General features: G+C 51.8%; 11 protein-coding genes and 1 pseudogene. 4 read left to right on the top strand and 8 right to left on the bottom strand.

Features of this window, described 5'->3' with window-relative positions; genetic code table 11:
* Positions 1–36: 36 nt before the first annotated feature.
* Positions 37–1,944 carry a translational GTPase TypA gene (typA, locus tag ACFR81_RS06865; protein ID WP_068171455.1) on the bottom strand — a complete coding sequence of 636 codons (1,908 nt, stop codon included), beginning with the start codon at positions 1,942–1,944 and terminating at the stop codon, positions 37–39.
* Between the two features lie 358 nt (positions 1,945–2,302).
* A complete protein-coding gene (locus tag ACFR81_RS06860) occupies positions 2,303–4,228 on the bottom strand; it encodes a BCCT family transporter (protein WP_343875517.1) in 1,926 nt (641 codons plus the stop codon).
* 374 nt (positions 4,229–4,602) lie between these two features.
* On the opposite strand from ACFR81_RS06860, the gene pgi reads away from it, so the two are divergent.
* The gene (gene pgi / locus ACFR81_RS06855; RefSeq protein WP_343875519.1) at positions 4,603–6,279 is read left to right on the top strand and encodes a glucose-6-phosphate isomerase; all 1,677 of its coding nucleotides are present in this window, start codon (positions 4,603–4,605) and stop codon (positions 6,277–6,279) included.
* 147 nt (positions 6,280–6,426) lie between these two features.
* Here the strand turns inward: pgi and ACFR81_RS06850 are convergent, their stop codons facing one another.
* The gene (locus ACFR81_RS06850; protein ID WP_068171462.1) at positions 6,427–6,918 is read right to left on the bottom strand and encodes a DUF805 domain-containing protein; all 492 of its coding nucleotides are present in this window, start codon (positions 6,916–6,918) and stop codon (positions 6,427–6,429) included.
* A 3-nt stretch (positions 6,919–6,921) separates the two neighbouring features.
* Positions 6,922–7,602 carry a pyroglutamyl-peptidase I gene (locus ACFR81_RS06845; RefSeq protein ID WP_343875523.1) on the bottom strand — a complete coding sequence of 227 codons (681 nt, stop codon included), beginning with the start codon at positions 7,600–7,602 and terminating at the stop codon, positions 6,922–6,924.
* A 35-nt stretch (positions 7,603–7,637) separates the two neighbouring features.
* Between ACFR81_RS06845 and ACFR81_RS06840 the strand changes: the two genes are divergently transcribed.
* A complete protein-coding gene (locus ACFR81_RS06840) occupies positions 7,638–8,102 on the top strand; it encodes a hypothetical protein (RefSeq protein ID WP_343875526.1) in 465 nt (154 codons plus the stop codon).
* Positions 8,103–8,108: 6 nt separating this feature from the next.
* Here ACFR81_RS06840 and ACFR81_RS06835 read toward each other — a convergent pair.
* The 4 genes and pseudogenes from ACFR81_RS06835 to ACFR81_RS06820 all read right to left on the bottom strand — a co-directional run.
* Positions 8,109–8,363, bottom strand: a pseudogene (locus ACFR81_RS06835) (prolyl oligopeptidase family serine peptidase); the annotation flags it as partial.
* 327 nt (positions 8,364–8,690) lie between these two features.
* Positions 8,691–9,641, bottom strand: coding sequence for a VOC family protein (locus ACFR81_RS06830; protein ID WP_343875529.1), 951 nt, complete (start codon positions 9,639–9,641; stop codon positions 8,691–8,693).
* A 40-nt stretch (positions 9,642–9,681) separates the two neighbouring features.
* Positions 9,682–10,680: a TIGR00730 family Rossman fold protein gene (locus ACFR81_RS06825; protein ID WP_145173538.1), complete on the bottom strand. Its 999-nt coding sequence runs from the start codon at positions 10,678–10,680 to the stop codon at positions 9,682–9,684.
* A gap of 30 nt (positions 10,681–10,710) precedes the next feature.
* A complete protein-coding gene (locus tag ACFR81_RS06820) occupies positions 10,711–11,100 on the bottom strand; it encodes a DUF488 domain-containing protein (protein ID WP_145173541.1) in 390 nt (129 codons plus the stop codon).
* A 193-nt stretch (positions 11,101–11,293) separates the two neighbouring features.
* Here ACFR81_RS06820 and ACFR81_RS06815 point away from each other — a divergent pair, with 193 nt between their 5' ends.
* Together ACFR81_RS06815 and ACFR81_RS06810 are read left to right on the top strand one after the other, a co-directional pair.
* Positions 11,294–13,513 carry an NADP-dependent isocitrate dehydrogenase gene (locus tag ACFR81_RS06815; protein WP_343875534.1) on the top strand — a complete coding sequence of 740 codons (2,220 nt, stop codon included), beginning with the start codon at positions 11,294–11,296 and terminating at the stop codon, positions 13,511–13,513.
* Positions 13,514–13,595: 82 nt separating this feature from the next.
* Positions 13,596–14,504: an SIR2 family protein gene (locus ACFR81_RS06810; RefSeq protein ID WP_343875537.1), complete on the top strand. Its 909-nt coding sequence runs from the start codon at positions 13,596–13,598 to the stop codon at positions 14,502–14,504.
* The last annotated feature ends 67 nt before the right edge of the window (positions 14,505–14,571 follow it).

The raw sequence follows: 14,571 nt of genomic DNA, 5'->3' as shown, positions 1-14,571 counted from the left end.
CTGAAAGTTTACCGGCTCAAAGAGCCAGCTAAGTGATTAGGCGCGGTGACGGCGGCGGTACTCGCGCACGCGCTCGTTAGCGTCCAACGTAACCTTGCGGATACGGATAGCTTCGGGAGTAACCTCAACGCACTCGTCTTCACGAGCGAATTCTAGGGACTCTTCCAAAGTGAGCTTCTTGGGAGGAGTAAGGTTTTCGAAGTTATCTGCAGAAGCACTACGCATGTTAGTGAGCTTCTTTTCCTTGGTGATGTTAACTTCCATGTCATCTGCACGGGAGTTCTCGCCAACGATCATGCCTTCGTAAACCTCAGTCGTGGGTTCCACGAAGAACGAACCGCGTTCCTGCAGGTTAATCATGGCGTAAGGAGTCACAACACCGGCACGGTCAGCTACCAGTGAGCCGTTGGTGCGGTATTCGATGTCGCCTGCCCACGGCTCGTAGCCGATGGAGTAGGACGACGAGATGCCTGCGCCACGAGTATCAGTCAAGAACTGAGTGCGGAAACCAATCAGGCCACGAGCGGGCACATCAAATTCCATGCGAACCCAGCCGGTGCCATTGTTGGTCATACCGGACATGCGGCCCTTACGACCAGCAAGCAACTGAGTTACAGCGCCGAGGTACTCTTCGGGAACGTCAATAATGAGATGTTCCATAGGTTCGTGAATCTTGCCGTCAATAGTCTTGGTCACTACCTGAGGCTTACCTACGGTGAGCTCGAAGCCTTCACGGCGCATCTGCTCCACTAAAATAGCCAAAGCAAGTTCGCCACGACCCTGAACTTCCCAAGCGTCTGGGCGCTGGGTGGGAAGAACCTTCAGAGAAACGTTACCGATGAGTTCTTTGTCCAGGCGATCTTTCACCTGACGAGCGGTTACCTTCGCGCCCTTAACACGACCTGCAAGAGGTGAGGTGTTAATACCAATGGTCATAGAGATCGCGGGATCGTCCACAGTAATCAAAGGCAGCGGCTTGGGGTTCTCGGGGTCAGTCAAAGTTTCACCAATGGTGATGTCTTCGATACCCGCAACTGCCACGATTTCACCGGGGCCAGCTGATTCAGCAGGAACGCGCTCAAGTGCCTTGGTTGCCAGAAGTTCGGAGATACGAACGTTCTTGGTCTGACCGTCCTGGCGTACCCACGCTACGGTCTGGCCCTTGCGCAAGGTGCCGTTGAAAATACGCAGTAGCGCAAGACGACCGAGGAAGGGTGAGGAGTCAAGGTTAGTAACGTGCGCCTGCAAAACCTCATCGGGGTTATAAGTAGGAGCAGGAACGTGCTCAAGAATGGTCTGGAACAGAGGCTCCAGGTCATCATTATCGGGCAGGGCACCGTCAGCAGGCTGGTTTAAGGATGCTGCGCCAGCTTTACCTGATGCGTACACAACGGGAACGTCCAAGAGGGCGTCGACGTCAAGGTCGGGAACCTCATCTGCAAGGTCAGAGCCCAAGCCCAGAAGAAGGTCCATGGTCTCGCCAACGACTTCTTCAATACGAGCGTCGGGGCGGTCAACCTTGTTGACCACGAGGATAACGGGGAGTTTTGCTGCAAGTGCCTTACGGAGCACGAAGCGAGTCTGAGGAAGGGGGCCTTCCGATGCGTCAACAAGCAGAACGACGCCATCAACCATGGAAAGACCGCGCTCAACCTCGCCACCGAAGTCGGCGTGGCCGGGAGTATCGATCACGTTAATGGTGATTGCTTCACCATTGGCCGAGGGACCTTCATAGAACACTGTGGTGTTCTTTGCCAGGATGGTAATACCTTTTTCTTTTTCAAGGTCGCCCGAGTCCATGACACGATCTTCAACGTCTCCGTGAGTGGAGAAAGCGTTGGTCTGCTTTAGCATTGCGTCAACGATGGTGGTCTTACCGTGGTCAACGTGCGCCACGATTGCTACGTTGCGCAAATCGCTACGTGAAGCTGTGTTTTCTGACATGCGTATAAATCTCGCTTAAGTCTAGGGAGTGTTACTGCCCAATAACCCGGATTCTGTGCATAGGAAATGAGCACTCGCGGGTGAGGGCTTGCTAGCAACTATACGCGTTAGAACGCTAAAACAAGGTAATGCGGTGATGAACCTCCCAATAATTCTTTAACCTAGGAGATATAGCAAAGCGGTGCATCTCCTGCCACAACTGGCGATGAGATGCACCGCTTATTTGCGCTCTATAGCCTGACACAGCGGCGGCAAGCAATCCTTCTCGCATGGGTTCGCTAGCGCTCACTGATGCGATTCATGCCAGCCCCAGCCAGCTTGCCGCCCGCTGTGCCAAGCTAAGTCGCCACTTAAACAGCTACTTATCCCAGGGTCCGTTGCTTGCTGATTCAGAACCAGAAGAGTTTTCTTTCAGCTCTTGGATTGCAACGGTGTTTGCCTGCACCTGGAAAGCAACTTCGTCCACGGTGGAAGCAACTGCGGATTCAACCCGTTCATCGAGTTTTTCGTTGACGGCGAGGTTAACCTTTCGCTCGACCTTGGCGTCCACTGCTTCTTCAACTGCTTCATCCACTGCTGTTGCCAGACGGCGGTCCACACCGGAAGCAACCATCTCATCAACCTGTTCACCAAGATTATCGCGTAGCTCAAGAGCAATTTCTTCACGAGCATTACGACGCTGAGCGCGGATAAAGAGCTTGTGTTCAAAGCTCAGTGCCTTGTAGAGCGATACACACATCATCAGAATGACGAGGGAGAACGGGATTGCCGTCAAAATCGCTACCGTCTGGATAGCTGACAGGGAATCTGTGCCGCCTGCCCAGATCAGGGCGATTGCTGTAAAGGCAGCAACCAAGCACCAGAACACGCGAATCCATGTCTTGGGTTCGGGTGAACCGTTGGTGGAAATCATGCCCAGAACCAGCGCGCCAGAGTCAGCGGAGGTTACGAAGAATACGGTAATCAAAATTACCGCGCCGATGGTGAGGATGACGCCACCAGGCAGGTTGCCCAGCATATGGAAGAGGGCATTTTCAGCGGTTACGCTGCCGTCTTCGTTGCGCAAAGCCACATCGCCGAAGAGCTCCTGGTGAAGTGCAGTACCGCCCATCACAGCGAACCAGAAGAAGGAGGTAAACGCGGGAACAAGCAGTACGCCGACGACGAATTCACGGACCGAACGACCCTTAGAAACGCGCGCAATGAACATGCCTACGAAGGGCGACCATGAAATCCACCAGCCCCAGTAGAAGGTGGTCCAGGTTGCCTGGAATTTCTGACCTTCGTCCCCATACATTGCCAGGGTATCGAAGGTCATGTAAATAACGTTCTGGAAGTAGTGCCCCAGTGAACCGATGAATTCGCGGAGCAAGAAGATGGTGGGACCAACTGCTAGAACGAAAAGACAAACAATAGCTGCAAGAATCAAGTTGCCGTTGGAGAGCCATTTCATGCCCTTTTCAAGACCGGTTACCACCGAGAAAAGTGTGATGCCCATGAGAACCAAGATGATTCCGGTCAGCCAGAGGTTGCCCTCTGCAGGGATGTTCAGAAAACCCAGACCAGCGGCAATCTGCATCACACCCAGGCCCAGGGAGGTCGCCACACCAAAGAGAGTTCCTACCAGAGCGACGATATCAATAACGTCGCCCCATTTACCCTTGACTCGATCCCCCAGCAGTGGTTTCAGCGAGTAACGGATAGATAGGGGTAGCTTCAGACGGTGCGTAGCGTAGGCAATAGCCAAACCAACGATCACATAGATCGCCCAGGGGTGCAGACCCCAGTGTAGGTAAGACTGACTCATTGCTTCTTGAGCAACCTGCTCAGGAGTTCCATCGACCCCGGGGCGCGGGGAAACGAAGTGCATCAGCGGTTCAGTTGCACCGTAGAAAACTAGACCAATACCCATACCTGCTGCGAAGAGGAACGCGAACCAGGTTCGGAACGAGTAGGCGGGTTTGTCGTCATCGCTACCGAGCTTGATATCGCCCATGCGGGAAAAACCCAGGTAGAGCGCAAAGACTACAAAGAAGGCAACGATGGCAACGTAGTACCAGCCAAAATATGAGATGACGTCTGACTGCAGAGCGTCAAAAATACCTTTTGCTTTTTGGGGAAAAGCCAAGGTGAGGCCAATAAAAATAGCCATGATAATAGCAGCTGGCCAGAAAACGCGGGGTGCAAGTGTACCCTCGCGCATATTTTCTTCTGCCTGTGCGTCAATATCGCCGTGGCGAATATCAGGGGCATCGCCCGGCGGAGCCGCATGTGAATGTGCCATAGAAAATACCTTATGAATCTAGTTACGTACCAATAAAATGTGATGTGTTGTTGGGCGTAATTCCGCCCAAGAATGACATTAGCCTTATCTAACGTAACGAAATTGACGGCGTATTACCAGATTGAAGTAATTAAGCTGAGAGAAATCACAAGAGAGTCTTGGGTTCTTTATTTAGGGGGAACCGGCAACCAGGGGCAGCTGGAGGCAAGCTGGCTGGGTCTGGCGTGAATCGCCTTTGCGAGCGCTAGCGAGACAGGCGAGAGGGATCGCTTGCCGAGGCTGCCCCTGGTGGTAGGAGTAACCCGGAGAATAAACCTGCCTGTCATCTTGTGCTAGAGCTGGCATCGTTGGCACACGAGTGGGAAAATTGAGCCATGACTAAAAATATTGTTGATCCCACGACCACATCCGCTTGGGCTGAGTTGAATGAGCACAGCAAGAATCTCAAGCCTGATCTACGCGGTTGGTTTGCAGAAGATTCTAAGCGTGCAGAACGCTTCACATTCGAGGCTGCAGATTTGCTCGTTGACCTCTCGAAGAACATCATCAACACCGAAATTCTCGAATCGCTGAAGAAACTTGCAGCCGAGGTTAAGCTCGATGAACGCCGTGCGGCGATGTTCTCCGGTGAACATATCAACGTGACCGAAGATCGCGCTGTACTGCATACTGCGCTACGCCGTCCCTCTGATATTTCCCCAGAACTTCAGGTAGATGGTCAGAACGTTGATGCCGATGTGCAAGAAGTACTCGGTCGTATGTACGATTTCGCCGACCGCGTGCGCTCCGGCGAGTGGACCGGTATCACCGGCAAGAAGATTGAAACCGTAGTGAATATCGGTATTGGTGGCTCAGACTTGGGCCCGGTCATGGTCTACGAGGCTCTCAAGCCTTACGCGCAGGACGGCCTAGAAGCACGTTTTATCTCTAATATCGACCCCACCGACGCCGCAGAGACCGTAGCTGATTTGGACCCCGAAACCACGCTCTTCATTGTGGCTTCAAAGACCTTCGGAACGCTAGAGACTCTCACCAACGCCCGAGTGTGCCGTCAGTGGCTTCTCGATTCCCTCCGCGAGAACGGTGCGCTCGAGGGTAAAGAAGAAAACGACGCTGTAGCGTCCCACTTTATTGCCGTTTCCACCGCACTCGATAAGGTCAAGGACTTCGGCATCGACCCCGAGAACGCTTTTGGTTTCTGGAACTGGGTAGGCGGTCGCTACTCCGTCGACTCAGCCATCGGTACTTCTCTGGCGATTGTGCTGGGTCCCGACGTCTTTGAAGAATTCCTCGCTGGCTTTCACGCCATGGACGAGCACTTCCGCACCGCATCTCTTGAAGAAAATGTTCCAGCGCTCATGGGTCTGCTGAATATTTGGAACGTCAACTTCCTCGGCGCTGAAACGCACGCGGTACTCCCCTATGACCAGTACCTGCACCGCTTCCCTGCCTACCTGCAGCAGCTCACCATGGAATCCAACGGCAAGGGAGTCACCGCCGAAGGTAAACCGGTTATCTACAACACCGGTGAAGTTTTCTGGGGAGAACCCGGCACCAACGGTCAGCATGCCTTCTACCAGCTCATCCACCAGGGAACTCGCATCATCCCTGCCGACTTCATTGCGTTCGCCAACCCGGTACACGCCACCAAAGACGGCGACCAGGACGTTCACGAGCTTTTCCTTGCAAACTTCTTTGCCCAGACGAAAGCACTAGCCTTTGGCAAAACCGCAGATGAGGTTCGCGCCGAAGGCACCGATGAAGCAATCGTTCCCGCCCGCGTCTTTACGGGCAACCGCCCGACGACGTCCATCATGGCGTCCAAGCTCACGCCTTCCGTGCTGGGGCAGCTCATTGCACTCTACGAACACATCACCTTCGTACAGGGCGTTGTGTGGGGTATCGACTCCTTCGACCAGTGGGGCGTGGAACTCGGCAAGCAGCTCGCTCAACAGCTAGCACCTGCTGTAGCGGGAAACCGTGAAGTTCTCGCTGAACAAGATTCTTCCACTCAGAACCTCATCGGTTTCTACCTCAATCAACGTAAGTAGAAGTCTTCACGGTATACGCCTGGCGCCCCGTCACAGCCTCGGCTGTGACGGGGCTGCCCGCGGCAGTATTGTAAAAGGCGTGGCTTAGATAAGCGACCGGTCATCGATGCCGGTCACTTTTCGTATCTACAACTTCAGCCTCAAAACTTACGGACGGTTAAAGTCTTGCGGGCCGTCGTAGCTCAACCCGTTATGCGATGCCGGCATCATGCACATCACCAAGGGCACTATGCCTATCCCGATGAAATTTAATAGCCACAGAGCGCCAGGGAAGCCGGCGTCCTGCAACCTACGCCAGCCCAGGGAAAGCGTCATCAGAGTGAAGGTAATTCCCAGCGCAAAAACCAAAAAGGCGTAGACCAAGAAATAAATCAGGACAAAACTAGCGAAAGCAGAACCTGGTTGTGAGCCCATATTAAAAACAATCGCTATCCAACCGATATAACCCGCGATAAGAGGCAGGATGCACACCGCTACCCACAGTCCCCAGGGCTTCCAAAATTCGCTCCGGGAGGCTCGTCCGCTGAAATGCCACAGGTACCTTTTGTTGTTGCGCATAGCTTGTTTGAAGGACACCGACGGACGCGGCTGCGGAACATACGAGTAAGGCGTCGGTGGCGGAAAGTGGTTCTGAGTCATGGTTTACCTTTCAGAAATTTCTAGGATGGCAAGAGTAATAATTTGCTTCGCTTCTTCTACCGAAATAGTAGGTATTGCTGTGCCTTCTACTCCCCCGGCGTCCACATGGGCAACGAGTTGATTTTGTGGTTCTGTTTCAAATTCCAAGGCAGGAACATGGATAAACCCGGCTGGAATAGTTGTGCCGGCAACCGCGTGCATCAGCGAATAAAAAACATGGTTGCACACATAGGTTCCTGCGGTGTAACTCAGCTCTGCAGGCAGATTCAGTGCCTGAGCTTTTTCAACGACGGCGCGCGTGGGCAACGTGGAAAAATAGGCGGCAGGTGCTTCTGCCACGATGGGAGAATCTTTGCGCTGAATGCCCTCAGTATCTGCGATTCGCGCATCATCCAGGTTTATGGCTACACGCTCTAAACTGACTTTATTCCGCCCCACCGCTACACCCAAGGCAATGACTGCATCAGGTGTTTCGGCGACTATGGTTTTATTCAACCGTCGTGCCGACTCACCAAAGACAACGGGTAACTCTTGAAGAATAACTTCCACTGCCCACTCGGGATGCTCCTCACAGTGAGCGTGCACCGCATGAGCCAACCGATCAGTAGGATTCACCGGCACACCCTCAAAAGCGCCAAAGTAGGTGAGCAAAACACGCATGGATTGAGGTACTTTCTGAGTCACTGCGAACTTTCCTTCCTTTAGGTAAAGTTACCCCTATGTCTCCAACTGAACAGCCCCATCACTCAAACCGCCTCTATACCTATGATGCTCCTACTCAGGACGATTTAGGAGCTGTATCGGTGGATGGTTTCGATGAGGATGAGGACATCCAATCAGAGAACAAGCCCCGTGTTCCTGCGCAAGAAGATGCCAATCTTTTTCAGGGTATCTATCGGTATTTTCACCTGTATCTAAATTCGCGGGCTTATTCCAGCACCTCAGAACTGGTGTGGGGCATGAGCTACGCTGTGGTCTCTACCGTACTAATGTTCACTTTGATGGTGTGGATGGCGTCGGTAGTGCATACCGGCGGGGATGCGGTGTCCTCATTATTCCGAGTTCTCTACATGCTGGTGATTGTAGTAGCGCCCGTATGGCTAATTGTGCACATTACCCCCACCATCAACCTCATCAAGAGATTCCAGAACTATCGCAAACACCGCGACCCCGCCGGCATCTAGTCCCCTCTATTCGTCCTTGCCAGACTGATGTTCCGGCAAAAATTCAGGAACCGGCTGAATGATGGGCAGCATGGACGTTGCCACCTGTTCCTCCGGCTTCTGATACCGCCCCTGGGGGTGGGGATTACCCAGCAAACGTGGAGCCTCAAATTCTTCACCCATCACATGCTTTTTCAAAAATGCCAGCACCGTCTGGTACCAAATCTTTGAGTTACCCGGTCCCAGAATCCAGTGACCTTCGTCGGGGAAATAAAGAAACTTGCGACGACGTCCCCGTTGCGGTTAGCGGTGAGGTCGGTGATGCGTGTAGCCCCGATGAGCTGGTCCAAGTAAGTGTTTTCTATCATGGCACTAGAGTACAGAGCCGCCTCAAAACACGCGTGCCCGGCTCATATGGTGAGCCGGGCACAAATGTTCAATTTTGGATTTAACCTGTTTATTCAAAGGTATATTGCCGGCTCGGGGCAGCGGTCGGCAAACTGGCTGGGTCTGGCGTGAATCGTCCTTCTGAGCGCCAGCGAAGCGGGCGAGAGGGATTGTTTGCCGATGCTGCTCCGGGCGGCACTTAAATTCCCTGTGAATAAACCCTTATGCTGTTGGGTTGAGAATCAGCGTGTTGTTCCAGGGGTCGTTCACGCGCAGTGCGTTGCCGTCGAATTCGCTCTTGATGCCGTGGAATTTGAGGCGGTCAGCTGCCTGGGCGATGGATTCCTGGCCGGGGAGCTGCAGATTGACGATGCCTAGACCCAGGGTCTTGTCGCGGGGTCCTGCACCGCGAGAGTTCCAGATGTTCATTGCCATGTGGTGGTGGTAGCCACCTGCGGAAACGAACAGAGCCTGATTACCCATGCCCAAGGTGCGGTCAAAGCCCAGTGCTTTGACGTAGAAGTCCTGAGCGACGGCGGTATCGCCCACCTGTAGGTGAACGTGACCGATAGTGCCGGTTAGCCCCAGTGGATCGGTGGAAGTAGCAGCCTTCACGATTTCTTCTTCGGTGAGGTTTTCACGGATGAACTGGATGGGGTCAATGTAGAGGGTGTCCATGCGAACTTCACCATTTGACCATGTCCATTCATCGCGGGGGCGGTCCCAGTAGAGTTCCACGCCGTTGCCCTCGGGGTCTGCGAAGTAGAATGCCTGGCTCACCAGGTGCTCGCCGGCGCCGGTGTACAGCTCCTGGTACTTGTTGAGCGTGCTCACCAATGACTTCGAAAGCTCTGCTTTGGTGGGGAACAGAACTGCGGTGTGGAACAGACCGGCGTCGGTGCGCGAGGGGTGGCGCAGTTCGGGGTCATGTTCGAGAAACAAGATGACTCGCTCAACGGGGTTGCCCTGTTCATCGTGATCTTCAAGCCCGAGCATCACTTCGCCGTTGGATGAGTTGATTTCATAGAGACCAACTCCCTTGGTGTAGAAGTCGTAGACGGCGTTCATGTCTTTGACACGCAGACGCACGGCGCCCATGGTGGTCAGAGCGGGGAGCTTGTTTTCTGTCGGGGTAGATTCTTGGTTGATACCAAACATTGATATACTTTCCACGTAAAGTTTCTTCTTGATTGATTACTTTACGCTTCAAGTATTATTTTGACAAGAGATTCATCAAGCCTTCCACTGAATCCACTACTTTGAGCTTCTCCATATACACGGGATTCACAAAACCTGCATCCTGCATCGAAGAAATCATGGCAAGTAGCGGATCCCAGAACCCATCAACGTTGAGTAATATAACGGGCTTACGGTGAATCTGCAGATAGTTCCACGTCCACACCTCAAAGAATTCTTCCAAGGTTCCCGGACCACCAGGCAGAGCAACGAAAGCATCGGCAAGGCTCGCCATACGGGCTTTACGCTCATGCATGTCACTGACAATTTCCAGGTTAGAAATACCAGTATGCGCTTTCTCTTTTTCCACCATAAAACGGGGAATAATGCCATAGACCGTGCCGCCACCTTCGTGCGCGCCGTTGGCGAGCTCACCCATGAGACCCGTGCGTCCACCGCCGTAAACCAGTGCAATATTGTTTTCCGCCAGCGCACCGCCTAGCTCACGCGCAACCTGAGAAAATCGAGGGTCATTGCCCTGCGATGACCCCAAGAACACAGCTAAAGATTTCTGGGGCTGACTATTTTTTGCCGCGGGTTCCTCAATTTGTAACGGCATTTTCTCTAGCTTGCGAAAAACGCACTCAGTATTGAGAGGAGCCTGATTGTGGTGGTCGCCGGTTTCAGGGTGAACCCACAGTACCTCTTCGATTTCGGCGGCAGGGCTCAGGTCGCGGAGCATCTCAAAAGATCCCATGTCGGCGGGCTGCCATTCAAAAACGTGAGCACGCACCTCAAAACCTGCCTCGTTCAGGGCAGGAGCAACATAGGTGCCCATGTATTCGATATCGTCTTTGGTGAGTTTGAGGTTCAGTTCTTCATATACTTCTCGAAGTGCGGTAGCTGCGGCACCCTCTCCCTCTTCGGGTTTTCCCCCGGGAAGCATAAAACCGGTTGTTCCGCGCTTTCGCACGGTAAGTACTTCTCCCGATTCGTTCCGAAAGACGACGGCAGAGACACATATAAAAGAAGCCATGGGGTTAACTATATGCCCCCTTGTTTAGCTTTACCCCTTCGGGCGGTTACCCAAAGAGGCTTCAGCGATGTGTTTTTGCAGATACTTCTGCAGGACGAGCGCGTGGTTATGTTCGGTATCTTTGGCGGCAAAAAGGAGCGTGAGGTTTAGGGGCTTGTCAGCCTTGAGTTTGTCGATGTAATCCTGTGCCTCGTCGCTCTGTTCGAGTTCTTGCTCGTAGCGCTCTGCGAATTCTTCAAATTTATCGGGGTCGTGGTTGAAGTCTTTGCGAGCGTCAGTCGAAGGAGCTAGATCTTTCGCCCAGTCGTCGATTTCGGCGTCTTCTTTCTTGATTCCGCGGGGCCAGATGCGATCCACGAGAATGCGCGTACCGTCGCCCTGTGCCTTATCTTCAAAGATGCGTTTGATGTGAATCTTCATGATTTCTCCTCAGTTTTGCCGGCTTGGTGTCTTTACCAGCCTCTCACGAGCGCAAAAACTGCGCCAGATCCCCTCTCACAAACCGTCATAAAACAAAAGATAAGGTTCATTCCACGCTAAGTATTCTGTGGTGACAGGCACAGGAGGGTATTCTAGATGAGAACATAGACGCCTATTTTGGGAGAGTTTCTCAATGTCAAAGATTATTTACACCCACACCGATGAAGCACCTTTGCTCGCCACTTATTCCTTCAAGCCCATTGTTGAAGCGTTTGCAGCAAGCGCCGGTATTGAGGTAGAAACCCGCGACATTTCCCTGGCAGGTCGTATTCTTGCCCAGTTCCCTGATTATTTGAAAGAAGATCAGAAGGTTGCTGATGCCCTGGCAGAGCTGGGCGAATTGGCTAAGACTCCTGAGGCAAACATCATCAAGCTTCCCAACATTTCGGCATCGGTTCCCCAGCTCAAAGCTGCTGTAGCGGAGCTGCAGGCTGCCGGTTATGCGATTCCTGATTACCCCGAGGAAATCAAGGACGACAAAGATAAGGATGTGCGCGCACGCTACGACCGTGTGAAGGGTTCGGCTGTGAACCCCGTTCTGCGTGAGGGTAACTCTGACCGCCGCGCACCTCTTTCGGTAAAGAACTTTGCTCGCAAGAACCCCCACTCCATGGGTGCTTGGTCAGCCGATTCCAAGACTTCTGTTGCCACCATGGGCAAGGCTGATTTCCGCGATAACGAGAAGTCAGTGGTGATGGAGTCAGACGATACTCTGAAGATTCAGCACATTGCCGCTAATGGCGACGTCACTGTTCTGAAGGAGTCGCTACCCGTTCTTGCCGGCGAAATCGTCGATGGCACTTTCATGAACGTTGAAGCACTCGATGAATTCCTCAAGAACGAAATTGCTCTTGCCAAGGAAACCGGAGTGCTCTTCTCCGTGCACCTGAAGGCAACCATGATGAAGGTATCTGACCCCATCATCTTCGGTCACGTAGTTCGCGCGTTCTTCCCTTCCCTCTTCTCTAAGTACGGCGAGCAGCTTGAAGCCGCAGGCCTGAACGGCAACAATGGCCTGGGCGTAATTCTCTCCGGCATTGATTCCCTGCCCGCTGACATTCAGGACGGCGTACGCGCAGAAATCGAAAAGGGCTTTGCAGAAGGCCCCGCTCTTGCCATGGTGAACTCTGATAAGGGCATCACCAACCTGCACGTTCCCTCCGACGTCATTGTGGATGCTTCCATGCCTGCAATGATTCGCTCCTCCGGTCACATGTGGAATAAGGACGGCGAGGAGCAGGACACCCTAGCGGTTCTCCCCGATTCTTCTTACGCTGGCATCTACCAGGCAGTAATTGATGACTGCAAGAAGAACGGCGCATTCGATCCCACCACCATGGGCACCGTACCTAACGTTGGCTTGATGGCGCAGAAGGCTGAAGAATACGGCTCACACGATAAGACCTTTGAGATTGCAACCGAGGGTAAGGTGCAGGTTGTAAACTCCGCTGGCGATGTTCTCATTGAACACGACGTTCAGGCTGGCGACATCTGGCGCGCATGCCAGACCAAGGACATCCCTGTTCAGGACTGGGTCAAGCTCGCTGTGACTCGCGCCCGCGCGTCTGAAACTCCCGCCGTTTTCTGGTTGGATGAGTCCCGCGCTCACGACCGAAACCTGATTGAAAAGGTCAATAAGTACCTACCCGAGCACGACACCGAAGGTTTGGATATCCGTATCCTCTCCCCCATCGAGGCAACTAAGTTCTCGATTGAGCGCATCCGCAAGGGCGAGGACACCATCTCGGTAACCGGTAACGTGTTGCGTGACTACAACACTGACCTCTTCCCCATTTTGGAACTGGGTACCTCTGCAAAGATGCTCTCGATTGTTCCTTTGATTAACGGCGGTGGTCTGTTCGAGACCGGCGCGGGTGGTTCTGCGCCTAAGCACGTTCAGCAGCTTGTGGAAGAGAACCACTTGCGCTGGGATTCGCTCGGTGAATTCTTGGCTCTGGCCGCTTCATTCGAGCACCAGGCTAAGACCACTGGCAATGAGGCGGCTCAGGTTCTAGCTGATACTTTGGACGCCGCAACCGGTACTTTCTTAAACGAGAACAAGTCTCCTTCACGCAAGGTGGGCGAGATCGACAACCGCGGTTCGCACTTCTACTTGGCTAAGTACTGGGCTGAGGAATTGGCTAACCAGAAGGATAACGCTGAGCTTGCTGAAAATTTCGCACCCATTGCCAAGGCTCTGGCTGAGAACGAGGATGCAATCAACGCCGAACTGCTTGGCGTGCAGGGTTCAGCGGTTGAGCTGGGCGGCTACTACAAGCCCTCCGACGAGAAGGCAGACGCAGCGATGCGCCCGTCGGCAAAGCTGAATGAGATTGTGGCTGGGTTGAAATAAAGCAATAAATGAGTAAGTAAAAATTGAAATTAGAAGCGCAGGAATATAAGCCTGCGCTTCTCTTATCTTGAGAGCTAGAATCATGGATTTAGAAAAAGAACTTATTAATCTTGGAATAAAAGAACAGGTCTTGCAAGGATTAAAAAAAAGAAAATATCATATTTTTCTTGGAGCTGGAGCCAGTGCAGATTCAGTAAATAATTTAGATAAGAATATACCTGTCATTTCCCAATTTACCAAGAATTTAGTAAAAGATTTCTATCTGGAGGATTTTTATTTAAAAGCAGATTTAAATGGTTTATTCGAAGAATGCCGTCTCCGGAACCATAAAGATGAGAGTTTTTTCTATGATTACCTGAGAGATACATTTCGCTGCAGGAATGTTGCGAAGTGGTATGAAAAATTTGTACAATTTCGATGGAAACAGATTTGGACTTTAAATGTCGATAATGTACTTCACAAAGCCTATAATGAGCATAAGGAAAAATCAGCATTCCTAACGACAAATTTTTATAATTGGGATCAGAATTCAATTCCAGAAAACTCTGATGATTTGTCAATAGTTCATTTGCATGGACAAATAAGCCACCCTGATAAGATGATATTTACGCCTACTAATTATCAATCTTTGGTGGAAAATAAAAATACTTGGCACAGTATTTTTGAAGGTATATACGAGGAATCACCTTTTATAATCATTGGAACTCGTCTATCTAATGAATTTGATATTGCAAGAACAATCAACAAATCTAAATCTTTAAGCAATGAACATCCTACCCTATATATCAATAGAACTATTGAAGATTGGCAAAAACCTGATTTTAAGAGAAAAAATATTCATTGTATAGAAATGGAAGCGAAAGATTTTTTTGAGCAACTGTATGCACTTGCGGAAAAGAACAACGCTATTGGATTAATGGAATCAACCAAAGATATCGAACTCAAAATAAAGGATAAATGGCAAAAATTAAGTAGTAGAGACGATAAGTGAGGCTTATTCAAAAGTCCTCCCAGCCGCATAAAACACCAACCCCCGAACCACCGCAAACACCCGCAAA

This window comes from Rothia amarae (assembly GCF_042677725.1).
Classification (GTDB): domain Bacteria; phylum Actinomycetota; class Actinomycetes; order Actinomycetales; family Micrococcaceae; genus Rothia; species Rothia amarae.
Note: the sequence above shows the minus strand (reverse complement) of the source record. Positions and strands in the feature narration are given on the sequence as shown.

Coding starts and splice junctions, on each gene's coding strand:
- ACFR81_RS06840 (WP_343875526.1), top strand. CDS start 7,638: ATGTCTCCAACTGAACAGCCCCATCACTCAAACCGCCTCTATACCTAT.
- ACFR81_RS06810 (WP_343875537.1), top strand. CDS start 13,596: ATGGATTTAGAAAAAGAACTTATTAATCTTGGAATAAAAGAACAGGTC.
- ACFR81_RS06815 (WP_343875534.1), top strand. CDS start 11,294: ATGTCAAAGATTATTTACACCCACACCGATGAAGCACCTTTGCTCGCC.
- pgi (WP_343875519.1), top strand. CDS start 4,603: ATGACTAAAAATATTGTTGATCCCACGACCACATCCGCTTGGGCTGAG.
- ACFR81_RS06825 (WP_145173538.1), bottom strand. CDS start 10,680: ATGGCTTCTTTTATATGTGTCTCTGCCGTCGTCTTTCGGAACGAATCG.
- ACFR81_RS06860 (WP_343875517.1), bottom strand. CDS start 4,228: ATGGCACATTCACATGCGGCTCCGCCGGGCGATGCCCCTGATATTCGC.
- ACFR81_RS06820 (WP_145173541.1), bottom strand. CDS start 11,100: ATGAAGATTCACATCAAACGCATCTTTGAAGATAAGGCACAGGGCGAC.
- typA (WP_068171455.1), bottom strand. CDS start 1,944: ATGTCAGAAAACACAGCTTCACGTAGCGATTTGCGCAACGTAGCAATC.
- ACFR81_RS06850 (WP_068171462.1), bottom strand. CDS start 6,918: ATGACTCAGAACCACTTTCCGCCACCGACGCCTTACTCGTATGTTCCG.